Source organism: Fodinicola feengrottensis, from assembly GCF_010993775.1.
In the GTDB taxonomy this organism is placed as follows: Bacteria; Actinomycetota; Actinomycetes; order Mycobacteriales; family HKI-0501; genus Fodinicola; species Fodinicola feengrottensis.
In genome coordinates, this window is record NZ_WOTO01000033.1 from 82,116 (window position 1) to 102,579 (window position 20,464).

The 20,464-nt window shown below is 67.6% G+C and carries 24 protein-coding genes and 5 pseudogenes; 19 read left to right on the forward strand and 10 right to left on the reverse strand.

Translation table 11 applies throughout. From position 1 onward, the window contains the following. The first annotated feature begins 161 nt into the window (after positions 1 to 161). Positions 162 to 1,613: a M4 family metallopeptidase gene (locus GNX96_RS27850; protein WP_163570604.1), complete on the forward strand. Its 1,452-nt coding sequence runs from the start codon at positions 162 to 164 to the stop codon at positions 1,611 to 1,613. A gap of 543 nt (positions 1,614 to 2,156) precedes the next feature. On the opposite strand, the gene GNX96_RS27855 is transcribed toward GNX96_RS27850, so the two are convergent. The 3 genes and pseudogenes from GNX96_RS27855 to GNX96_RS65025 form a co-directional block, all read right to left on the reverse strand. After that, positions 2,157 to 2,606 carry a hypothetical protein gene (locus tag GNX96_RS27855; protein WP_279581659.1) on the reverse strand — a complete coding sequence of 150 codons (450 nt, stop codon included), beginning with the start codon at positions 2,604 to 2,606 and terminating at the stop codon, positions 2,157 to 2,159. Beyond that, complete coding sequence (locus GNX96_RS27860) at positions 2,606 to 3,043, reverse strand: DUF222 domain-containing protein (RefSeq protein ID WP_279581660.1); 438 nt, start codon at positions 3,041 to 3,043, stop codon at positions 2,606 to 2,608. The genes GNX96_RS27855 and GNX96_RS27860 overlap by 1 nt, the downstream gene beginning before the upstream one ends. Next, a pseudogene (locus GNX96_RS65025) lies at positions 2,979 to 3,377 on the reverse strand (DUF222 domain-containing protein); the annotation flags it as partial. The gene GNX96_RS27860 and the pseudogene GNX96_RS65025, both read right to left, overlap by 65 nt. Positions 3,378 to 4,054: 677 nt before the next feature. Here GNX96_RS65025 and GNX96_RS27870 point away from each other — a divergent pair. Genes GNX96_RS27870 through GNX96_RS27910 form a run of 9 tightly spaced genes read left to right on the forward strand, consistent with a single transcriptional unit; the run spans position 4,055 to position 9,247 of the window. Continuing rightward, complete coding sequence (locus GNX96_RS27870) at positions 4,055 to 4,483, forward strand: LicD family protein (protein ID WP_279581661.1); 429 nt, start codon at positions 4,055 to 4,057, stop codon at positions 4,481 to 4,483. Next, a complete protein-coding gene (locus GNX96_RS27875; RefSeq protein ID WP_163570609.1) occupies positions 4,419 to 4,673 on the forward strand; it encodes a hypothetical protein in 255 nt (84 codons plus the stop codon). Before GNX96_RS27870 ends, GNX96_RS27875 begins: the two co-directional genes overlap by 65 nt. Next, positions 4,670 to 5,512: a tetratricopeptide repeat protein gene (locus GNX96_RS27880; protein ID WP_163570611.1), complete on the forward strand. Its 843-nt coding sequence runs from the start codon at positions 4,670 to 4,672 to the stop codon at positions 5,510 to 5,512. The genes GNX96_RS27875 and GNX96_RS27880 overlap by 4 nt, the downstream gene beginning before the upstream one ends. After that, entirely contained in the window at positions 5,487 to 5,753 is a 267-nt protein-coding gene (locus GNX96_RS27885; RefSeq protein WP_163570614.1) for a hypothetical protein, read from the forward strand. Before GNX96_RS27880 ends, GNX96_RS27885 begins: the two co-directional genes overlap by 26 nt. 5 nt (positions 5,754 to 5,758) lie before the next feature. Further along, the gene (locus GNX96_RS27890) at positions 5,759 to 6,208 is read left to right on the forward strand and encodes an adenylyltransferase/cytidyltransferase family protein (protein ID WP_163570617.1); all 450 of its coding nucleotides are present in this window, start codon (positions 5,759 to 5,761) and stop codon (positions 6,206 to 6,208) included. Next, positions 6,205 to 7,452: an MFS transporter gene (locus GNX96_RS27895; protein ID WP_163570619.1), complete on the forward strand. Its 1,248-nt coding sequence runs from the start codon at positions 6,205 to 6,207 to the stop codon at positions 7,450 to 7,452. The genes GNX96_RS27890 and GNX96_RS27895 overlap by 4 nt, the downstream gene beginning before the upstream one ends. Positions 7,453 to 7,455: 3 nt before the next feature. Continuing rightward, positions 7,456 to 8,457, forward strand: coding sequence for an SIS domain-containing protein (locus GNX96_RS27900; RefSeq protein WP_163570622.1), 1,002 nt, complete (start codon positions 7,456 to 7,458; stop codon positions 8,455 to 8,457). Next, positions 8,454 to 8,993: an HAD family hydrolase gene (locus GNX96_RS27905; protein ID WP_163570624.1), complete on the forward strand. Its 540-nt coding sequence runs from the start codon at positions 8,454 to 8,456 to the stop codon at positions 8,991 to 8,993. Before GNX96_RS27900 ends, GNX96_RS27905 begins: the two co-directional genes overlap by 4 nt. 5 nt (positions 8,994 to 8,998) lie before the next feature. Next, on the forward strand, positions 8,999 to 9,247 hold the full coding sequence (locus GNX96_RS27910; protein ID WP_279581662.1) for an HAD family hydrolase: 249 nt from the start codon (positions 8,999 to 9,001) through the stop codon (positions 9,245 to 9,247). On the opposite strand, the pseudogene GNX96_RS27915 reads toward GNX96_RS27910, so the two are convergent. From GNX96_RS27915 to GNX96_RS55725, 3 genes and pseudogenes are all read right to left on the reverse strand, one after another. After that, positions 9,240 to 9,904 (reverse strand): annotated as a pseudogene (locus GNX96_RS27915) (response regulator). The gene GNX96_RS27910 and the pseudogene GNX96_RS27915 sit on opposite strands and share 8 nt — an antisense overlap. Beyond that, positions 9,904 to 10,425: a sensor histidine kinase gene (locus GNX96_RS55720; protein WP_279581663.1), complete on the reverse strand. Its 522-nt coding sequence runs from the start codon at positions 10,423 to 10,425 to the stop codon at positions 9,904 to 9,906. Before GNX96_RS55720 ends, GNX96_RS27915 begins: the two are co-directional and overlap by 1 nt. Beyond that, a complete protein-coding gene (locus tag GNX96_RS55725; RefSeq protein ID WP_279581664.1) occupies positions 10,359 to 11,207 on the reverse strand; it encodes a PspC domain-containing protein in 849 nt (282 codons plus the stop codon). The genes GNX96_RS55720 and GNX96_RS55725 overlap by 67 nt, the downstream gene beginning before the upstream one ends. An 85-nt stretch (positions 11,208 to 11,292) precedes the next feature. Between GNX96_RS55725 and GNX96_RS27925 the strand changes: the two genes are divergently transcribed. Genes GNX96_RS27925 through GNX96_RS27935 form a run of 4 tightly spaced genes read left to right on the forward strand, consistent with a single transcriptional unit; the run spans position 11,293 to position 13,098 of the window. Beyond that, the gene (locus tag GNX96_RS27925) at positions 11,293 to 11,685 is read left to right on the forward strand and encodes a PspC domain-containing protein (RefSeq protein ID WP_163570630.1); all 393 of its coding nucleotides are present in this window, start codon (positions 11,293 to 11,295) and stop codon (positions 11,683 to 11,685) included. Continuing rightward, a complete protein-coding gene (locus GNX96_RS55730; RefSeq protein WP_279581665.1) occupies positions 11,618 to 12,628 on the forward strand; it encodes a hypothetical protein in 1,011 nt (336 codons plus the stop codon). The genes GNX96_RS27925 and GNX96_RS55730 overlap by 68 nt, the downstream gene beginning before the upstream one ends. Beyond that, positions 12,537 to 12,809, forward strand: a complete 273-nt coding sequence (locus tag GNX96_RS27930; protein ID WP_279581672.1) for a LiaF domain-containing protein — start codon at positions 12,537 to 12,539, stop codon at positions 12,807 to 12,809. Before GNX96_RS55730 ends, GNX96_RS27930 begins: the two co-directional genes overlap by 92 nt. Beyond that, entirely contained in the window at positions 12,796 to 13,098 is a 303-nt protein-coding gene (locus GNX96_RS27935) for a hypothetical protein (protein ID WP_163570636.1), read from the forward strand. Before GNX96_RS27930 ends, GNX96_RS27935 begins: the two co-directional genes overlap by 14 nt. 54 nt (positions 13,099 to 13,152) lie before the next feature. On the opposite strand, the gene GNX96_RS27940 is transcribed toward GNX96_RS27935, so the two are convergent. Further along, positions 13,153 to 13,392, reverse strand: coding sequence for a hypothetical protein (locus GNX96_RS27940; protein WP_163570639.1), 240 nt, complete (start codon positions 13,390 to 13,392; stop codon positions 13,153 to 13,155). Positions 13,393 to 13,442: 50 nt separating this feature from the next. Here GNX96_RS27940 and GNX96_RS65030 point away from each other — a divergent pair. From GNX96_RS65030 to GNX96_RS65035, 4 genes and pseudogenes are all read left to right on the forward strand, one after another. Beyond that, positions 13,443 to 13,535: pseudogene (locus tag GNX96_RS65030) on the forward strand (hypothetical protein); the annotation flags it as partial. 31 nt (positions 13,536 to 13,566) lie between these two features. Further along, positions 13,567 to 14,412, forward strand: coding sequence for an alpha/beta hydrolase (locus GNX96_RS27950; protein WP_163570642.1), 846 nt, complete (start codon positions 13,567 to 13,569; stop codon positions 14,410 to 14,412). 53 nt (positions 14,413 to 14,465) lie between these two features. After that, a complete protein-coding gene (locus GNX96_RS27955) occupies positions 14,466 to 15,530 on the forward strand; it encodes a phosphatidylserine decarboxylase (protein WP_163570645.1) in 1,065 nt (354 codons plus the stop codon). Beyond that, positions 15,506 to 15,958 (forward strand): phosphatidylserine decarboxylase, encoded by a 453-nt coding sequence (locus tag GNX96_RS65035; RefSeq protein ID WP_390624162.1) that lies wholly within the window; start codon positions 15,506 to 15,508, stop codon positions 15,956 to 15,958. Before GNX96_RS27955 ends, GNX96_RS65035 begins: the two co-directional genes overlap by 25 nt. Before the next feature lie 3 nt (positions 15,959 to 15,961). Here GNX96_RS65035 and GNX96_RS55735 read toward each other — a convergent pair whose 3' ends face one another. Then, positions 15,962 to 16,342 (reverse strand): CDP-alcohol phosphatidyltransferase family protein, encoded by a 381-nt coding sequence (locus GNX96_RS55735; protein WP_313885800.1) that lies wholly within the window; start codon positions 16,340 to 16,342, stop codon positions 15,962 to 15,964. Here GNX96_RS55735 and GNX96_RS55740 point away from each other — a divergent pair. Next, positions 16,341 to 16,568 (forward strand): hypothetical protein, encoded by a 228-nt coding sequence (locus GNX96_RS55740; protein ID WP_279581667.1) that lies wholly within the window; start codon positions 16,341 to 16,343, stop codon positions 16,566 to 16,568. The two genes, GNX96_RS55735 and GNX96_RS55740, sit on opposite strands and share 2 nt — an antisense overlap. A 698-nt stretch (positions 16,569 to 17,266) precedes the next feature. Here the strand turns inward: GNX96_RS55740 and xylB are convergent. After that, positions 17,267 to 18,697, reverse strand: a pseudogene (gene xylB, locus GNX96_RS27970) (xylulokinase). 126 nt (positions 18,698 to 18,823) lie between these two features. Next, positions 18,824 to 20,401: pseudogene (gene guaA / locus GNX96_RS27975) on the reverse strand (glutamine-hydrolyzing GMP synthase). Positions 20,402 to 20,464 lie beyond the last annotated feature (63 nt).

Sequence of the window (20,464 nt, forward strand, 5' to 3'; positions counted from 1 at the left end):
TTCTCCTGCGCACACCCCGGTCCCGCCGGCGTCACGCCCGCGACGCCGTCCGGATCGGGCAGGAGAAGAGGGCCTTCACCTTAAGAGTCATTTATGTGCCTTTACTACCCCTGTGGTTTAGGTAGGGTGCGAATACTTGTTCGCATCCGAGAGGAAACCGCATGCGTCCACCCGTTGTCCGCCGGAGAGTGCGCTCAGTCGCGCTCGTCGCGGCGCTGGCCACCTCGACCCTGGTCGCGTCCGGGCTGCCGGCGGCGGCCGCCCCGGCCACCGCCGACGGCCTCAGCCTTATCCAGACGCGTACGTCCCTGCTGGGCACCCACGAGTGGTTCCAGCAGACGTACAAAGGCCTGCCGGTCGTCAACGGCTGGTACGCCAAACATCTGGACCGCTCCGGGCGGGTGTCCTCAGTGACCGACGCGCGCAAGCAGGTGCCGTCGAACGTGACCACCAGCGCGACCGTGCCGGCCGCTCAGGCAGCCCAGACCGCACAGGCCGCGGCGACGAAATTTGCTCGTGCCGTCAACAAAACAGGCGGTCGTACGGACGCCACCCAAACCGCGGTCTCCACCAAGCTGGGCGTCATTGGCGGCGCCGGCTCGCGGTTGGTCTGGCAGGTCACCAGCCGGGGCGCCGGCGGCAGCATCGAAACGCTGGTCGACGCCACCACCAAGCAGACGCTGAAAGTCAGTCCGCTGTCGGACAACTATGACGCGATCGGCCAGGTGTTCGACCCGAACCCGGTGGTAGCGCTGGAAAACGAATCGCTGACCGACCAGGACGACGCCGACTACCCGGCGATTCAGAAGGCGTACAAGTTCAAGCTGCTGACCGATCTGACCGACCCGACGCACCTGGTCGGCAAATGGGCGAAAATCGTCAACACCGACGCGGTCAGCTCCAAGACGCACTTGTTCAACTTCAAGCGCAACCAGCCCGGATTCGAGCAGGTTTCGGCGTACTACGCGGTCACCGTGGCCCAGCGTTACATCCGCAGCCTCGGCCTGACCGACGTCAACGCCGAGCCGCAGGACCTCCTGACTGACGGCATTCCGGACGACAACTCGTTCTACGACCCGAGCACCGACCAGATCACCACCGGCACCGGCGGCGTCGACGACGCCGAGGACCTCGAGGTCGTGCAGCACGAATACGGCCACGCCGTCCAGGACGACCAGGTGCCCGGTTTTGGTGCCAGCGAAGAGGCCGGCGCGATCGGCGAAGGCTTCGGCGACTACCTGGCCGGCACCCTTTCGCTGCCCAACGGCAAGGGTTTCGACCCCGCGTGCCTGATGGACTGGGACTCCACCTCGTACACCGACGCCCCACACTGCATTCGGCGCCTGGACACCAAAAAGACGACCGACGACAAGACCGGCGAGGTCCACGACGACGGCGAGATCTGGTCGTCGGCCGCGCTGTGGGAGATCAACCGCACCCTGGGCCGCCAGAAGGCCGACAAGCTCATCATCCAGTCCCAGTTCTACTACGCCCCCGACACCTCTTTCGCCGCCGCCGCCAACAACGTCGTCGCCACCGCGAGGGCCTTGTACGGCCAACAAACCGCCGCCAAAATCCGGCCCTTCTTCGTCAAACGCAAAATCCTCACGTAGCTCGGGTTTGTGGAGTGCGCCCTGGTTAAGAGCAGTGTGCACTGCGGAAGCGAGAACACTCGTTAAAAGCGGTGTGACTGCAGAGATGAGCGCCCTGGTTAAAGCCGTGACTGCGAGGGTGCGGCGTCTCGTCTACCAGCCACAAGAAAACCCCGCCCCGCCACCAAAGACCGGTGGTGGGGCGGGGTTTTCTTGTGGCTACTGCCGATGCGCCCTGTGTTTCTGGCGCCTGGCGGAAGAGCATTTTGATGGTGTGGGAGGTTGCTTGACCTGGCTTCTCCACCACCGGGGTCTGGCCTGTCGGGCCCAGGTGGTGCCGCTGTGACAGTCCGATCGAATCGGCGCATCGTTGTCGAAATGCATCACAGAACCCGCTTCTTCGCGGCCTTGACGATCGCCGGATGCTCCACTTCAACAACCGCATCCGGCCCACCATCGTCGGAAAGCCCACTATGACATCCCCGTCTTGGCAGTAGACGTGCTTGACCCAGCGACTCTCGCTGGATGTGGTGAACCCGGGATCACCGGGCGCCCTTCCAACCGCTAGAACGGTGGTGGTGGGTATTCGTCGTTGGGGGTGACGTCGTACGTTCGACCGGTGGGGCTGGTCCAAAGGAAATGGCCCGGCGTCGGTTGGGTGACGGTCCAGCCGTGTTCTTTGATGTCGTTGTGGAATTTGCATGCCGGTCCGGCGCTGTCGTACGCGGTCTTCCCTGCTGGATCACGAAAGGGAATGGTGTGGTCGAACTCGCAGGTCGCCGCCGGCCGGTTGCAGGCCGGTCCGCAGCATCGTTGGTCGCGTGCGTTGACCAGGTCGCGTAGCGCTTTGGTAGGGCGGTAGCGTGTACGGCCGTGGTCGATCACGACACCGCTGACGGGGTCGGTGAGGATTCGGTACCATTCGCTGTTTTCGTCGCCGGCGAGTTCGCGGGCGCGTTGCGCGGTCATCGGCCCGTATCCACTCAGGATCGCGGGGTTGTCGTCCAGGCCCATCAACGTGGTGGCGTCGACGCGGAGTTCGATTTTTTGGTGCGTACGTTGCTCGGCACGCCCAGACAGAGATCGGTGAGGGCGTCGGCGCGTAGCGCGTCCATGGTGCGGGACTCGTCTTTGGTTTTAAGGCTGCGAGCGATCGTATCGATGCGACGGTAGATCGCCTCCGCGGACTCTGCTGGCAGGAAAGCGCCCAGCAGAGCCATCCCGTCTTCGCAAGGCTGCTTTTCCACTCGCCTCTCCGAGACCAGCCTCTTGCGACGCGCTTCGGCAGCGGCTGGGTCGATTTTGATGACCTCCCCGGCGGGCCCTGTCCCGGATCGATCGAGGCGTCTTGGAATCGGCGCCGGGTAGCACTTTCTCTTCGACTTTCCGAGCGTCCTCGGGTGAGAGGTGGCCGACCTGGTCCGCGAACGTGAATGCTTTGCGCAAGTCAAGGTGACCGTGGGACATCCCGGCCATGGTGCCGGGGAGTTCGTGGACGAGTTGGTACGCCAAATTCAACCGTTTCTGAGCCGCTGACAGGCTCCAGGTCAGGGATGCGGCGATTTCACCGGCCGCGTATTTGGAGAAGGGTGCGCCCACGGCTGGGCGGGCGTTGGTGAAGCGGTCCATGAACCGCATCTGCATCGCCTGCGTATACGAAATCACCTTATCCAGCGCCTCGACCGCGGCCAGCGCGGTATCAGCGTCGGCCCGGCCGTACCGGTCGAGTTCCTCCAGCATCTGCAGAGGAACCCAGCTCGGTGGCATGGTCCGCCACGGTTGCATGTTTGGGTCGGTGAACTGCGGTCGCCTTTCGTTTTCTGCTCATAACCCGATTTTACCGGCCGCTACCGACAGTCGGGGTGCCAGTTTTCGTTTCTGTGGATAAGAAACGGACCACCTAACCCCCTGTGGAAAACCCCTGTTTCAGAGCACGCTCTGGCGCCCGATACTCAACTGCTTGTTTCCTACGAAGCGGTAATGAGGCCCATTCGTCCCCACGTAGTGCCACTGTGAAAATCGGACCTGATCCAGGGCCTCGTCGGGCGACGTACACCACCGAACCGGTCTTCTTTGCTGCCGCGACAGAGGCGGAATATTCGTCGCTCTTCCAGTATCACCAGCCCATCGGCCACGACCGGGAAAGTCCACTACAACACCCCCGCCTAGTAAGACCGACGCCCCTGCCGGAGGGCGACAACATCGACCTGGCGGCCGATGGCGCCGGACGGGGCTGGGTCTTGTACAAAGTTGACCAACTTGATGGTAAAGGGGGGGCGTGGGGATGACGAAAGTCATCAGTTTGGTGGGGGCTCTTCAAAGTTGTGACAAAAGTGAATTCCAACGTTGCATATTGGCATGTAGCCTCTTTACCGCTCGGCTTTCAGTGCACAGTTATCGGTGAACGGGGTATTTCGGCGTTGGCTCCACAGGAGAATTCGCTTCCGCGGTCCAGTCAGTGGGTGGTGGATCACGTCTATCGGACGCTTGAGGTCGTCGACGACCTGCTGACTTGGCTGGAAGTGCCGTACACGATGCTCGGCGGTACGTTGCTCGGCGCGGTCCGCCATCGCGGTCTCATTCCGTGGGACGACGACGGCGACGTTGGCGCCGGCCACGAGTTCTTCCCGCGAATCCAGCGGTGGGCACCAGATTACCTGCGGGCCCGCGGTTTCGGGGTCAGTCGCGGCACGTTGGCGCATTTCAAGGTCTTTCCGCTGACTGGCCGGCCGTTGGTGTCCGAAGGCCGGCCGCGCTATCCGTTCACCGATATCTTTCCGCTCACTTCGCGCGCGGACGGAACCATGGTCTCTCTCCCACGACGGCATGGTTCGGCGGTTTCCCACTCAGTTCTTCCTACCCGGCGAGTACGGCCATTTTCACCGCTATGACTTTGGACCGCTCACGCTGTCCGGGGTCACCGAGCCGACCGCCCGGCGTTACCTGGACGACGCGTACGGGCCGACCTGGCCGACCGAGGCCTACCTCACCTGGGATCACCTGCAGCCGGTGTTAAGGGAAAAACGGGTCGTCAGCGCTGTTGACGTTCCTTGCGCGATGCCGTCGGGGCTGGTGGCATGACCGGCGACGAAGCGCAGGTTCGGAGTCTTTTCCAGCTGGCTACTGAAAAGTACGAGCAGGCCGGCGACTGGATGGCACTCGCGCGGCTGCTGGAGCGGACCGGTCATCGCGATCAGGCGATCGACGTCCTGCTGTCCCGGGCGACGGCCGGCGACCCGAACGCGGCGGTGGAACTGGCCGGTGTCCACGAGCGAGCAGGAGACCTCGGTCAGGCCGAAGACGTTTTGCGGGATTTCGCTGACCATCCAGCGGTCGCCGTCCTACTCGCCGGCTTGTTGGAGCGAGCGGACCGGCTTGACGAAGCCGAGAAATTGTGGTGGCACGCGTTTTCTCTCGATTCCTCGGCCGAGACGTATCCGCCGTTGGTTTGGCGGCTGGATGCGGCTGGACGGCCCAGCGAGGCGATGAGCGTACTACGGAAAATGGTCGCGCTCGGTGACACCACAGCCATGCTGGCCTTGGCTCGACGGCTGAGCCGCGCCGGGTCGGGCGACGAGGCTCGGGAGCTGATCGGCCGGGCCGCCGACCTGGGTGATCCGGCGGCCACGCACGAATGGGCGCGCTGCCTGGAAAACGCCGGCCGGCCGGCCGAGGCAGAGCGGGTGGTGCGCCGCTCACCCGGGCGATGGTGGCGGCTGGCGGCACAGGCGGAGCGGGCCGATGAGCTGGACCGGGCCCAAAAATTCACCGAGCGGGCAGCGGACGCCGGTGACACCGCCTCAATGCACGCTGTTGCGCGGATGTACGAAAGCGCCGGCCACCCCGATGCCGCGAAAGACCAGCTGCGACGGGCCGCCGCGGACGCGCGCCGCGTTGCTCGCGCTGGCCGGGCTCGATGACGTCGATCTGCTCGAAGCGGCGGCCGAAACCGGCGACACCGCGGCACGTTATCGTTATGCCGCAGCGGTTTCCGAACACCCTGACCCGGAAGTTTCGTTGCGAAAGCAGGCATTGGCCGGCGACCCGGCAGCTCGCCTGGAGCTGTCCGCGATGCTGGCCACCGCCGGTCGGACCGAAGAGTCTGACCGCGTACGCATCCTGGGCCTGCGGCTCGACGGCAGCACCGCGCGGCCGTGGTGAGCGCGATGGTCGACCGCGTCATCACCTTCGGCACCTTCGACCTTTTCCACATTGGACACCTGGCCATCCTGGAGCGGGCCGCGACCTTCGGCCCGCTGGTCGTCGGCATTTCCACGGATCGGCTCACGATAGCGAAAAAGTCGCGACCACCGGTCTTCCCCGAGCGGCATCGGGTTCGCATCGTGTCAGCGCTTTCGGTGGTGGACCGGGTTTTCCTTGAGCATTCACTGGCGGAGAAACGCCGCTACATTCTCGAACAACAGGCTCACATCCTGGTGATGGGCGACGACTGGGCCGGCCGTTTCGACCATCTTTCCGACATTTGCCGAGTGATCTACCTGCCGCGTACGGCCTCGATCTCGACCACGGCGACCATCGAGACGATCGTCGAACGCTCGGCACCCACCGTGCCGGCCGCGCGCGGCGAACAGCCAGTCTCCGAGCAGGCCAGATGACCACCGCCGTCCAGCCGCGGCAGCGGACTCAGGTGTCGCCCTGGAAACCATTGCTCGTACGGCAATACCGGCTGCTCTGGATCGCCCAGTTCGGCTCGAACATCGGCACCTGGGCGCAGACCCTGGGCGCCCAGTGGCTGGTGGCCGGCCACGGCTCGGCACTGGTCGGAGTCGTCCAGACGGCCACCGCACTGCCGATGTTCCTGCTGGTGCTGCCGGCCGGCGCGGTGGCCGACCTGCTGGACCGGCGTCGGCTGTTGTTGGTCGCCCAACTGGTCATGCTGGTGGTCGTCGCCGGGGCTCTCGCGCTCCTCACTCTGGTCGGCGGACTCTCCACGATTTCGCTGCTGGCATTCACCTTTCTGCTCGGCTGCGGGCAGGCGATGATGGCTCCGGCGTGGCAGGCCATCCAGCCCGAACTGGTGCCTCGCGACCTGATCAGCCAAGCGGCCGCCCTCAACACGACCAGCGTCAACCTGGCCCGGATCGTCGGCCCGGCGATCGGCGGCCTGCTGGTGGCGGTGGCCGGCGCCGGCTGGACTTTTGGCCTGAACGCGGTATCTTTCGTCGGCGCGGTCGTGGTGCTGACACTGTGGCGACGCCCGGCCGACCTCACCCCGAGCCGGACCAGCGGCCTGTTTCGGGCGCTCGCCGAGGGAATCTCGTACGTACGACGGTCGTCGCCGGCGCGCCGGGTGCTGCTGCGGGTGCTGTTGTTCGTACCGGCCTCGTGCGTGATCTGGCCCTACCTTCCGGTGGTCGCGCGCCAACACTTCGGCTGGGGATCGGCCGGCTACGGCGTCCTGGTCGGTGCTTTTGGCTTGGGCGCGACGATCGGCGCGCTCGTGCTGCCACACGTACGAGCCAGATACGGCCCCAACGAGCTGCTGATGCTGGCCGGAACTGGCTTCGCGGTGGCCCTGCTGGTGGTCGGTTTTGTGCCGCTGGCGGCGGTCGTGATGCCGGCGCTGATCGTCGCGGGCATGTGTACGCTCACCGCGCTGTCCACGTTCAACACCAGCATGCAGCTGCTTCTGCCCGACTCGATGCGAGCCCGCGGCCTCGCGGTCTATCAGCTTATTTTCCACGGTGGCATGGCAGTCGCGTCGCCGCTGTGGGGTTGGCTGGGCGACTGGCTGGGAGTCGCGGCCGGATGTGTGCTCGCCGCCGGGCTGCTCGGGCTCGGCGCGGCCAGCGTCCGGTGGAGCTCACTCGCGACCCTAGACTCACCCAGGAGTGTGTAAACCTTGCTTGTCAATGACCGCATCGTCGAACCGGTCACCGCGGTGCCGGCCGATTACGTCTCAGCGCTGGAGAATGTCGTCTCGCAGCGGGAATCGGTGGCCGGATTCGTCCGCGGGAAGGACTTTCGGCGCGTCTATTTTGTCGGCTGTGGCGCATCTTACTACGCGACCTGGCCAGCACTGTCCTTTATGGACAATGCGAGTGACCTGCCTGCATGGCGGTGCACCGGTGGCGACTTCGCGACCGCACCACCCCGCCGCCTGGACCGTCGTACGCTGGTCGTGGCGGCTTCACATTCGGGATATACCGACGAAACTATCGACGCCGCGCGGCTAGCTCGGCGAGCCGGCGCGACGGTCGCGGCGATCACCCGCGAGCAGGCCAGCCCGCTCGCCGAGGTCGCCCACGAGACTTTCGCCTACTGCAGTAACAGTGCGATCGTGGAGTCGCGAATGCTGCTGTTCCAGCTTTTCGCTCGGTCGCTGGCCCATCGCGACACCACGGTGTTCGAGAAGCTCCCCCTCGCATTACGTACGGCCAAAGACGAGGTCGTCGCCGCCGCGACCGAGATCGCCGGCCGGTTGGACAGCGGCACGATGGCCTATGTCGTTGGTGCGGGACCGTCGCTCGGCGTGGCAAATGCCTTCGCGCACTGCTATCTCCAGGAAATGCAATGGATTCCGGCGACCGCGGTGGACGCCACCACTTTCTTCCACGGTCCGTTCGAAGCCGTCGAACCCGGCACGCCGGTGCTCGTCCTGTTGGCCGAGGACGGCAGTCGCGCCGCAGCCGAACGCGTGTGGCGGTTCGCCGAAAACTATTCGGGAAACGTGGCCGTCCTGGACAGCAGGAAGATGTCGCTGCCGGGCGTACGACCAGCGGACCGCGCCGAACTGGGGGTCATCGGGCTTGGCAGTGCGGCTCGGCGGGTCGTCGACTTCCTCGCCGCCGCACGCGGGCATGACCTCACGACTCGCCGGTATATGCGCCGGGTCGACTATTGACCGGACGGCTGGTCGCGCTCGACATCGACGGGACGCTGACGACCAGTCGGCAACCGGTCAGCCCACGCGTACGAGCGGCGGTCCGCGCGGTCGTCGAAGGTGGCGACCACGTCGTGCTGGCCACCGGCCGACCGGCCCTCGCCGTCCGGCCCGTAGTCGAGGATTTGGCTCTGTCAAACGGATTCGCGGTGTGCTCAAACGGCGCCGTACTGCTGGACGTGAGCAGTCGGCGGGCACTGCACATCCAACCGGTTTCGCTGGGGCTGATTTTGGCCGCATTCGACCGGCAAGCGCCTGGCGCGCTTTACGCGGCAGAGGTGGTCGGCGTCGGAAACCACGTCAGCGGCCGGTTCCCGGACGGCGCCTTGACCGGCCGGCAAATCCCCTTACCGCGCAAGGAAATAGCCGACTGCTGGGCGCCACGGCTGGCCGCGTGGTGGCCGTCAAGGTCGCTGGAGGACGTACGCCAGCGGCTCTCCCACATCGCGCTGCCCGAAGTCGCCATGACCCCCTCGACCACGACCGGCCGTGGCTGATCGCGGTGGCCGCCGGAGTGTCGAAAATGACGACGTTGGAACGGTTACGGGTACGCCTCGACATCCCGCAGGACGCGACATTTGCCGCCGGAGACGGCAATAACGACGTGGAGATGCTCACCTGGGCAGCGCACGCCGTCGCGATGGGCGACGCGCCCGCAGCCGTACGCGCGGTCGCCGACACCGTGACCGGAACCGTCGCCGAAGACGGCCTCGCGACGGCTCTTAACGCCTGGCTCGCCAAGGTTAGATGAGGCGGCGGTCGACGGCCCAGCGGGAGAGTTCGTAGCGGTTCGACATCTGCAGTTTGCGCAGCACGCTGGAGACGTGGGTTTCCACGGTTTTCACCGAGATAAAGAGCTCCGAACCAATTTCCTTGTACGCGTAACCGCGCGCTAGAAGCCGCAGCACCTCGCGTTCGCGGTTGGTGAGCTGGTCCAGGTCGGGATCCCGAAGCGGCGCGGTCGGGTTCTGAGTGAAGGCGTCCAGCACGAATCCGGCCAGGCGTGGGGAAAAAACACCGCGTCGCCGTCGGCGACCCGGCGGATCGCGTCGGCGAGTTCGGCGGCCGAGATGGTTTTCGTGACATAGCCGCGGGCACCGGCCCGTACCAGGCCAATCACGTCCTCGGCCGCGTCGGACACGCTCAACGCGAGGAAACGGATGCTCGCGTCGGCCTTGCGGACCGCCTCCAACACCGCCCGTCCACCGCCGTCTGGCATGTGTACGTCCAAAAGCACGACATCCGGCTTGACCGACTGGATCGTCGCGATCGCCTCCGCGACCGTGCCAGCCTCGCCGACCAAATCCACGTAGTTGCCGAGCTCTGCTCTCACGCCGGCACGGAACATCGCGTGATCGTCAACCAGAAAGACCCGCGGGGTCGAGGTCGGGGTCTCGGATTCCACCATCAGCGCGCCAGTCCCATCTTCAGTCTCACTTCGGTCCCCGATTCCGGTGCGGTGCGGATCTCGGCGCTGCCGCCGTGCCGGGTCATCCGTTCCACGATCGACCCGGACACGCCGTGCCGGTCATCGGCAACCGTATCCAGGTCGAAGCCGGTGCCGCGATCCCGTACGAACACGCTGACCGTGCCGTCCTCGACCTCGGCATACAGCGACACCGTCGGCACTTTCGCGTGCTTGCCGGCATTGACCAGCGCTTCCCGCGCGGCCTGCACCAGCGCTTGTACGTGTTCGTTGACCGCGCAGTCGCCGACGATGACGGTGTCGACGCTGACCGCGTACGTGTCCTCGACCTCGGCGGCGGCGGCTTCCAGCGCGGCGGCCAGCCGCTCGTCCGGCGAACCGGTCGGCTTGTAGAGCCAGTTGCGCAGCTGCCGTTCCTGGCCGCGGGCGAGCCGGCTCACCTCGCGCGAGTCGTCGGCGTTGCGCTGGATGAGCGCGAGGGTGTGCAGCACCTGGTCATGCACGACCGCGGCGAGGTCCGCGCGGGTCTGCGACCGGATCCTCTCGGCTCGGAGCGCTCGGCCCGCAGCTCGGCGAACATCCGCCAGAGCAGCGGGGCGACCACCACCGCGCAGCCGACCAGCAGCACCAGGCCGAACACCAGGCCGTTCTGCAGGGTCTGGAGTTGCCGGGCGGCGGCCAGGTAGCCGATCATGCCGATCAGCACCAGGCCCAGCCCGACGCCGATCCGGGCCGCCGTCACCACCCCCAGCCGCGGCCGGTCGCGAACCGCTCGACCCAGGCCGGTCCGGGCAGCCGCTGCTGCACCCACCGGCGCCACCGGTCCGGGTCGCTGCGATGCCACATGATGGCCGCGCCGCCGACCAGGCCGAGGGTCGGCAGCACCACCCACACATCGGCCAGCCAGCCCACGCCGGCGGCGACCACGGCGAGCCCCACGACAAGCGCGAGATAAGCCGCCAGCTGGCCGAGGTCCGGCGGCGCCGCCGCGGCTGGTCGGCGGCGGCGCGCGCGCGACCGGTACGAAGATCCACCAAAGCAGGTAGAGCAGTGCGCCGAGGCCGTTCAGCGCGATCGCGAGCACCACGAACACGATCCGTACGGCGACCACCGGCACGTTGAGGTGTTCAGCCAGGCCGCGCGCCACACCGGCCAACAGCCAGCCGCGCTGCTGCCGGTAGAGCCGCGGCTGATCCGAAGTCAGCGGCAGCTCGGCGGACATGCTGGGGAGCGAGATCTCAGGACTCCGTTCTGGGCGCGCGGGCTCGTCCTCACCGATGGTCACACCTCACCGTACGGCCAGATACCGGGTAAGCCACGGATCTTGCGGGACCACACTTTTCAGGGTCGGCTCAGGGTCGTACCCGATAGTGGACCGGCCGGTCAGCGGCGACCATGGTTGTCATGGACAGCAGTACGCCCCCCCCGCCAGCCGGCCCACCCGGCCCGCCGCCTTTCGCACCGCCCGGGCCGGGAACACCACCCCCGGCCCCGGAACACCGTTCGGCCCGGGAAACCAGCCAGGCGGGCCGCCACCCCGCCCGCCGTACACCGGGCCGTTCCCCCGGCCGGGCTCGTTCTCGGACCGGGTGAAGATCACCCGGCCTCGAGAGGGCCGGCTGTTCTTCGGTGTCTGCGCCGGCCTCGGCCGGGCCACCGGCACCGATCCGCTGCTGTTCCGAGTGATCCTCGGGGGTGCTCTTCTTCTTCAGCGGCATCGGCGTGCTCTTCTACGTGGTCGGCATGCTCGTACTGGCGGATGAGGACGACGAGACCTCGCCAGTGGAGGCCCTGTTCGGCCGCGGCCGGTCCCGATTGAACGCGGCCTGGACGGTCCTGCTGATGCTCACCGCCACCATTTTGGGCATCATCGCGCTGTCCGGCGGCGCCCGGGTCGTGCTGCTGGTCGCGGCGGGTCTCTTCGGCCTCGCGATGCTGCTGCTCCGCCGCCCGCCGGTGGCGCAGCCCGAGACGGCGGTGGCCGCGTCCCCCGGTGCCCCGGCGGCCGCCGCCCCACCCGCGTACACACCGCCGCCGTACGCGACCGAACCACCGGTCGCGGCCCAGCAGCCCTCGGATCACGTCACCGCGCGGATCGACACCTCCGCCGTGGCCAGCACCGGCGACACGGCCCCGTTGCCGCCGGTCAGCGCGGCCCCGCCCACGTACCACGAGCCGTACGCACACACACATGGCCCCTTCGCGAGCGGCCAGCCGACCGCACCGCTGCCGCCGGTGCCGCCCAAACCCAAGAAACCCAAGGAAAGGTCGGCGCTCGGCGGGATCACCTTCAGTCTCGCGGTGATCTCGGTCGGGCTGGTCGCGCTGGTGCAGTGGGCCACCGGCCTGGACTGGACGGCATACTTCGCGATCCCGCTCGCGGTGATCGGCGCCGGCCTGCTCGTCGGCACCTTCTTGGGACGGGCCCGCTGGCTGATTCCGATCGGGTTGCTGCTCTGCCTCGTGTTGGGCGCTGGGCGCCGCCGCAGCGCGCTCGGCCGGGCCGGAAATCAGAGCTCACGACGGCCAGGTCGACCCGATCGTGTGGCGGCCGGTCGCGGCCAGCCAGATCGGGCCCGACTACCAGCGGCAGTACGGCGATGCCACGCTCGACCTGAGGGACGTCAACTTCGACGGCCAGAAGGTCAGCACCGACGTGAACATGGCCACCGGCTCGCTGCGGGTGCTTCTCCCCAAGACCGTTGACGTACAGCTGACCAGCAAGGTCGCCGCCGGCAGCGCACAACTGTTCGGCAGAGAGAACAGCGGAGTCAACGTGGACACCCAGTTGCAGGACAACGGCACCGACGGTCCGGGCGGCGGGTCGCTGACCCTGAGCGTCTCGATGGGCGCCGGAGAAGTGGAGATCATCCGTGAAACGTCATGAGACCGACGCACTGTCGCTGATCTTCGGGTTGCTCTTCCTGGCCGGCGCCGCCTGGTGGGGCATCTACGAGATCTTCCAGGCCAGCGAGGTGCCGGTGACCTTGGCAGTGGCTATCACCCTGGTGGTGATCGGCGCGGTCGGGCTGATGACCGCGGTGCCGCGGCGGCGCACGGCCATCCAGCCGGCGGTCATCCAGCCGGCGGTCATCCCGGCCGAGCCGGTCGTACCGACCGAGCCCGCCGCCGTTGACTTCATCAAGAAAGAGGACGACACCGTCATCGGCGACTGACCGAATGCACCTTTGGGCCGAGGTGCCCGCAACGGCTTGACCCGCACTATTCACTCAGCGAATAGTGCGGGTCGTCTCCACTTCGTACGTCCTTATGGGCCTGCTCGCCAGCGGCCCGGAGTCGCCTGGGTCGAACAGGCCCCGGAGTTTTTTTCCGCTGATATCCGCGAACATTTCGACCTGATCGGGTTGGATCCCCGAGGCGTCAACAAAAGCCAGCCGGTGACCTGTGACTCGGACGCCCTCGCCGGCCCGGACCCGGTCGTTCCAGCCACTCCCACAGAGTACGCGCAACTGCTGGCGTACACCAAAAGAAGGCCGCCAGCTGCCGGCAGACCACCGGTCCGTCCTACGACCACGTCGACACCGCGAGCGTGGCCCGCGACATCGACGCGATCCGAGCCGCCCTGGGTGAGCAGAAGCTGACATATTACGGAGTTTCGTACGGGACTCTGATGGGCGAGCAATATGCCGAGCTGTTTCCACAGCACGTACGGGGCCCTCGCATTGGACAGCAACATGGACCACAGCGTGGGAACCTGGCGGTTCCTGGAAACCGAGACCGCGTCCATCGAAGGGTCGTTCGACGCCTTCGCGGCCTGGTGCGGACGTACCACCGGGTGCGCGTTGCACGGCGACGATGTCGGCAAGGTGGTCGACGATCTCTATGCCAGAGCCGAAAAAGGCGACCTGCCCGATCCTTTCGACCCGGGACAGAAATACAGTCCGACCGACCTCCTTCAGGACGTACAGGGCACGCTCTATGACGCCTCCTCTTTTGGCTTCGAGGCTGAGGAACTCGCCGACCTACGAGACGGAAAGCCGCTCCCGCAGGCGGTTGGCCGGACCAGGGCCGCTGTGAACTGGGGCACCCTGGTCCGCAATCCGTTCCAGGCGGTTTTCTGTGAGGACTGGCCGATGTCGGTGTCCGGGTTCGGGGAGCTGGACCTTTATCGCCGCGCGCTCGAACAAATCGCGCCGCACATGCATCGGTCGATACTGGCCTGGAGCTCGGTCACCGGATGTCTCGGCGCCGCCATCGCGGTCCAGAACCCGCAACACCGGCTCACCGTCCGCGGGAGCGCGCCGATCCTGATGGTGAACAGCGTGCACGATCCGGCCACCCCGTACGCATGGGCAGTCGACGTGCACCAGCAGATCCCGAACTCGGTGCTCCTGACGTACGACGGCAGCGGCCACGGGACGTACTTGCACCCGTGCGTGATGGCCGCCGTCGACACGTACCTGACGACGCTGGCCACTCCGCGGCCGGGTACGCACTGCCCGCGGATCGATCCGCCGGCGACGGGCTGACCCGACGGTCCCTATGCTCGTCGGGAAGACGCTTCCGACTGGCGAGGGCCCCGATGATCACTCCTGTCCGTAACCGATCGCTCAGCCGGACCGCGGCGGCCACCCTCACCAGCGAGGTCACCCGACACCCGGAACCCAAGCGGGTGCTGGTCATCGGCATCGACCCGCGAGTGGTGGACCGGGTGCTCGACCACCTGATGCCGACCGACCGGCTGGTGGTGACCAGCCCGCGAACCGACCGGAACGACCGGCTGCGGCGCCGGCTGACCAGCGAGCGATCGCTGGCCCGGCTGGCCGGCCGGGTCCAGGTGCTGGACGAGGACGTGCCAGCCGAGATCGAGTCGTACGACCACGTGGTGATCGCCGAGCCGATCTCCGGCGACGGAGCCGGCACCGACAAGGTGATCGAGCAGGCCCGGGAGAAGCTGGTGCCGGGTGGGGTGCTGAGTCTTGCCACCCCGCTCGGCCCGCCCACCCCCGGCGGGGCCGGCACCGAGATCGGCCGGTTGGCGCAGGCCTGCGCCGTACGCTCCGAGACGGTCTTCGCGGCGTTCCCGCCGCTGCGGGTGCATCACCTGCGGTTGGGTCAGCCGCCGGTGGCGCTGGCGAGCCGGATCGCTCCGGCGTACACACCAACCCGGGTGCCGGTCACCCGCGACATGCGCATTGACGTGGACGGCGTCGTCGCGGTGGCCGCCATGGCCGGCGTCGCGCTGCTCACCCAGCGACTTTTCCGGCGCCCGTTCTGGCTGATCCCGGCCGCCGCCGCGCTGCCGGTCGCCGCGTTCTTCCGCGACCCGCGCCGGCTGGTCCCAGACGAGGCCGCCGAAGCCAACGCGATCGTCTCCTCCGCCGACGGCGTCGTCCTTTCCGTCGACGAGATCTCCGACGACCGCTTCGGCACGTCGAACACTTCCTGGCTGCGGATCGCGGTCTTCCTGTCCGTCCTTGACGTCCACGTCAACCGCAGCCCAGTCGCCGGTCGCATCGCGCCGTCATCGACGAACCCGGCGGCTACGCCGACGCCCGCCACCCCAATGCCGAGCACAACAACAGCAAATACACCGTCCTGGACACCATCCACGGCTCAGTTGTGGTCGCCCAACGCAGCGGCCTGATCGCCCGCCGCATCGTCCAACGCTCCCGCCCCGGCGCTTTGCTGTCCCGCGGCGAAAAGTTCGGCCACATCCGGTTCGGCTCCCGCACCGACATCTACCTCCCCGCCGACTCCGCCCCCCCACCGTCGCCGAAGGCGACCGCGTCACCGGCGCCGAAACCATCATCGCCCGCTGGATCTGACCCATCTCCCGCGTGTCGACCCGTACGCTCCAGCGCGTCGAGGAGTGCGGCGCCGAGCGTGGAACAAAGTCCCACGCTCGGCGAAAACTCCCCCCGAGACCGCAGAACCCCAGACAGCACTCAAGGCCGCCCCCAGCAGCAGGAAACGGCCTTGAGTAGGCAGGAAACTACCGAGAAGCCAGTACGTGCCGCTGCCGCATCCAGAGCAGCGGGCCGGACACCAGATACACGGTCACCACGGCGATGAACGTCACGGGGCGTCGATCAACACCACGCCGGCGACGACGCCCAGCCAGAGCCACGGTGGCAGCCGCAGGACCCGGGTGAGGTTCGCGTACGGGAAGGTGCTGACCATCAGGATCGCCAGCATGCCGACCAGCAGCGACAACCACCACATCGTGGCCGGGTTCCGCACCAGCAGGGCGAACATCGCGAGGATGCCGGCGGCGAGGGTGGTTGGCACGCCGCAGAAATACTTCGAGTTCTTCGGCGACACGTTGAAGCGGGCCAACCGCAGTGCCGCGCCGGCGGCGATCAGCAGGCAGGACGGCGCGACCAGGAAGATCGGCGCACCGGCGTGGGTGAGCCACACGTAGCTCACGACCGGAGCCGCGACACCGAAGGAACACATGTCGACCAGCGAGTCCAGCTGCGCGCCGAACGGCGTCGCGACCCCGAACTTGCGGGCCAGCGGGGCCGTCCAGGCCGTCGCAGACCACCGAGCCGATCAGCAGCAGCGCGCCGAGCCGGGAGTAGCCGCTGAAGGCGACCAGCACCGCACTCGTACCGAACACCAGACTGGCGATCGACGTGGCCGTGACCAGGCCGAACTTGATTTTTTGCGGGCGACGGTCTGAGGGCCGGGGAGCAACGGTACGACGACCGGTGCGTCCACCTCGGGCTCGGGTTTGATCGCCTTCGCGGGGACCTTCTCTATGGTGGGCTCGACGAGGGCGTCGGCCGGCCGTTCGAGCACCGCCGCACCACCGCCCCGCGGTGGGATGAGGCTCCAGCCGCTAAGCGGTCGTCCAGATCCCGGCCGGCGGATCAAAACCCGCCGGGCGAAGACGCCACTTCGACGCAGCCCCCGCGTCCACCGCCGGCCCAACGGTCTGGGGCGGTCTATCGTGCCCCGACGCCAGGGTCGTGCTTGCACTACGTCCTCCTGCCTGGGTCCGTCGTAGTTCGCCGGTCGGCGCGCGACGCCCAGGTGCGATTGACCACCATGCCATATCCGACCGAGCTTACGTACCCGGTGGACCACCGAATCACTCTGTAGGACGAGACCAAATTCGGACTCTGACACGATTAAGTAGGCGGGACGTAACGGCACAATCACCCAATCGACACCTGCCGGCTGCCTGAATGGGCTTGCACTCATGGCGACTATGCGTTTTGAGTTTCGACCGGGTGAGGCCGGGTTTGGGTCCTGTCTGGTTATTGCGGTGGGATGAGAGTCGAGATTCAGGAGTCGGCTGGTGGTGCCGCGGGAAAGCCTTCATAGCAGCGCTATGGGGGCTTTCCCGCGTTGCCGCCAGGCGGCTCCTGGGCTCGGCTATCGCCCGCCGCAATAACCAGACAGGGCCCAGCCCAATTCGGCGGCGAGGTGGTCGCGAGCGTACGCGTACGCCTCGCGTACGACTCCAGCCACGTCCGGCTGTGGAGCCGCCTCGACAGCGCGGGAGCGGACCTGCCAGGCCGGTGCGGCAGCGGCTCCAGAGGCCGCCCAGGCCGCCTGCCGAGCGGCTCCCATCGCCACGTACTCCAGCGGCTCCGGCACCTCCACAGGCACATCGAAAAGGCTCCCGGCGATCTCCTGCACGGCCAACGAACGGGCCGCGCCACCGGTCAGCAGCAGCCGCCTGGGCGCCACGCCCTGCGCACGCAGCGCGTCCAGGCCGTCGGCGAGCCCACAGAGCATGCCCTCGACGAAGGCGCGGGCCAGGTGCTCGCGAGTGGTGTTCGCGAGCCGCAGCCCGACCAGCCGGCCGGACGCCGTCGGAAGGTTCGGGGTGCGCTCGCCCTCCAGGTACGGGACGAGAGTCAGGCCACCGGCGCCGGGTGGACCGGCCAGCGCCAACGCGTCGAACTCGGCCGGCTCGACGCCGAGCAGGTGCCGGCCGGCGGCCAGTACGCGGGCCGCGTTCAGCGTGCAGACCAACGGCAACCAGCGGCCAGTGGCGTCGGCGAACCCGGCGACGACCGCGCCGCTCGGGTCGACGCTCGGCTGCTCGGCGACCGCGAAAACGGTCCCTGACGTGCCCATCGAGACGACGACGTCTCCGGTCTCCAACCCCAGCCCGAGCGCCGCGCCCATGTTGTCGCCGGTGCCGGCCGCGATCACCGCACCCCGATCGGTCTGTCCGACCACCTCGCCGGGAGCCGCCACTCGGGGCAGGGCCGGCGTCCGACCGAAGGCCTGTTTGAGCAGCTCAGGGCGGTATTGCGAGGTCGCTGGGTCGAAGTAGCCAGTGCCGGAGGCGTCCCCGCGATCAGTGGTCGGCTCGGCGCCGGTCAGCCGCATCGTCAGCCAGTCATGCGGCAACATCACCGATGCCACTCGGTCAGCCAGGTCCGGCTCAGATCGGCGCAGCCAGCGCAGCTTGGTCACAGTGAAGCTGGCCAGCGGCACCGAGCCAACCGCCGACGCCCACCGATCCGGGCCACCCAGCTCGTTGATCAAATCGGGCCGCGTCCGGAGCCGAACGCAGGTCGTTCCAGAGCAGCGCCGGGCGTACGACCTCGCCCTCGCCGTCCAACGTGACCATGCCGTGCTGCTGCGCGGCGACCGCGATCGCCGACACGTCGTTGAGCAGCCCCCGCCCTCGGTCGCCACCGCCAGCGCATGCCACCAGGCCGTCGGGTCGATCTCGGTGCCGTCCGGGTGGGGCGCGTCACCGGTGCGTACGACTCGGCCGTCCGCCGCATCGACCACCAGGACCTTCGTCGACTGGGTGGAACTGTCGACCCCGGCTACCAGCGTCACCGCACACCCCTTCGCCGCCGAACTCGCGCCTGTCGTCACAATCGGAATCCGATTGTCACAGCCAAAAACAGACCCGCAGGTCAGCCCGCCCCGGTCGTGACAATCGGATTCCGATTGTAACGACGGCTACTCCCACTCGATGGTGCCTGGGGGTTTGCTGGTGACGTCGAGCACGACCCGGTTAACCCCTGGCACCTCGTTGGTGATGATGCGGGTCGAGATCCGGGCCAGCACGTCGTACGGCAGCCGGGTCCAGTCGGCGGTCATGGCGTCCTCGCTGGACACCGGTCGCAGCACGATCGGGTGGCCGTACGTACGGCCGTCGCCCTGCACACCCCGACGGATCGCACGTCCGCGAGCAGCACCACCGGACACTGCCAGATCTCCCGGTCCAGCCCGGCCGCGGTCAGCTCGGCGCGGGCGATCGCGTCGGCCGCGCGCAGCAGCTCCAGCCGCTCGGCGGTGACGCAGCCGACGATCCGGATGCCCAGGCCCGGGCCGGGGAACGGCTGCCGGTAGACGATCGCCTCCGGCAGGCCCAGCTCCAGCCCAACCTTGCGGACCTCGTCCTTGAACAGCGTGCGCAGCGGCTCCACCAGCGCGAACTGCAGGTCGTCCGGCAGCCCGCCCACGTTGTGGTGACTCTTGATGTTCGCCGTACCAGCGCCGCCGCCGGACTCCACGACGTCCGGATAGAGCGTGCCCTGCACCAGGAAGTCGACCGAGTCGTCGGCGACAACCTCCCGGGCGGCCTGCTCGAAGACCCGGATGAACTCGCGGCCGATGATCTTGCGTTTGGTCTCTGGATCGGAGACGCCGTCCAACGCGGACAGGAACTGCTCGCTCGCGTCGACCACCTTCAGGTTGACCCCGGTGGCGGCCACGAAGTCCCGCTCAACCTGCTCGGACTCTCCCGACCGCTGCAGACCGTGATCGACATAAACGCAGGTCAGCTGGTCTCCGACGGCCTGCTGTACGAGGGCGGCGGCGACCGACGAGTCGACTCCACCGGACAGCGCACAGATCACTCGCTTGCCGCCCACCTGGGCCCGGATCGCCTCCACCTGCTCGGCCACGATGGACGCGGTCGTCCACTGTGGACGGATGTCGGCCACCTCGTAGAGGAAGTGCTCCAGCACGGCCTGGCCGTGCTCGGTGTGCATGACCTCCGGGTGGAACTGCACGCCGGCGACTGCCCGCGCGGTGTCGTCCTCGAATGCGGCCACCGGCACTCGGTCGGTCGGTGGCCGCGGTGACCCGGAAGCCGGCCGGCGCCGCGGTGACCGCGTCGCCGTGACTCATCCACACCGACTGCCCCGCCGGCAGCCCGTGAAAAAGCGCCGAGTCGGCCGCGGTGACCTTCAGCTCGGTACGCCCGTATTCCCGACTGTCGGTGTGCGCGACGGTGCCGCCCAGCGCCAGCGCGATCGCCTGAAAGCCATAGCAGATCCCAAAAGTCGGCACCCCGGTGGCCAGCAGCTCACGGTCCACGCTGGGCGCGCCGTCGGCGTAGACACTCGACGGGCCGCCGGACAGGATGATCGCGGCCGGCTGGCGGGCCAGCATGTCGGCGACCGGCATGGTGTGCGGCACGATCTCGGAGTAGACCCGGGCCTCCCGGACCCGGCGGGCGATCAGCTGCGCGTACTGCGCGCCGAAGTCCACCACCAGAACCGGTCGGTCGGTCGTCGGCTGGGTGCTCAAGACTTTCGAATCCTCTCGAATGACCACCTGCGGCCGGTGGGGCCCATTCTAAGCTGCCCCGGT

Excerpts from the sequence above, each read along its gene's own strand:
- GNX96_RS27850 (WP_163570604.1), top strand. The coding sequence starts at position 162 with ATGCGTCCACCCGTTGTCCGCCGGAGAGTGCGCTCAGTCGCGCTCGTC.
- GNX96_RS27855 (WP_279581659.1), bottom strand. The coding sequence starts at position 2,606 with ATGGGCCTGGACGACAACCCCGCGATCCTGAGTGGATACGGGCCGATG.
- GNX96_RS27875 (WP_163570609.1), top strand. The coding sequence starts at position 4,419 with ATGGTTCGGCGGTTTCCCACTCAGTTCTTCCTACCCGGCGAGTACGGC.
- GNX96_RS27880 (WP_163570611.1), top strand. The coding sequence starts at position 4,670 with ATGACCGGCGACGAAGCGCAGGTTCGGAGTCTTTTCCAGCTGGCTACT.
- GNX96_RS27890 (WP_163570617.1), top strand. The coding sequence starts at position 5,759 with ATGGTCGACCGCGTCATCACCTTCGGCACCTTCGACCTTTTCCACATT.
- GNX96_RS27895 (WP_163570619.1), top strand. The coding sequence starts at position 6,205 with ATGACCACCGCCGTCCAGCCGCGGCAGCGGACTCAGGTGTCGCCCTGG.
- GNX96_RS27950 (WP_163570642.1), top strand. The coding sequence starts at position 13,567 with ATGCCGAGCTGTTTCCACAGCACGTACGGGGCCCTCGCATTGGACAGC.
- GNX96_RS27955 (WP_163570645.1), top strand. The coding sequence starts at position 14,466 with ATGATCACTCCTGTCCGTAACCGATCGCTCAGCCGGACCGCGGCGGCC.
- GNX96_RS55740 (WP_279581667.1), top strand. The coding sequence starts at position 16,341 with ATGTCGACCAGCGAGTCCAGCTGCGCGCCGAACGGCGTCGCGACCCCG.
- GNX96_RS55735 (WP_313885800.1), bottom strand. The coding sequence starts at position 16,342 with ATGTGTTCCTTCGGTGTCGCGGCTCCGGTCGTGAGCTACGTGTGGCTC.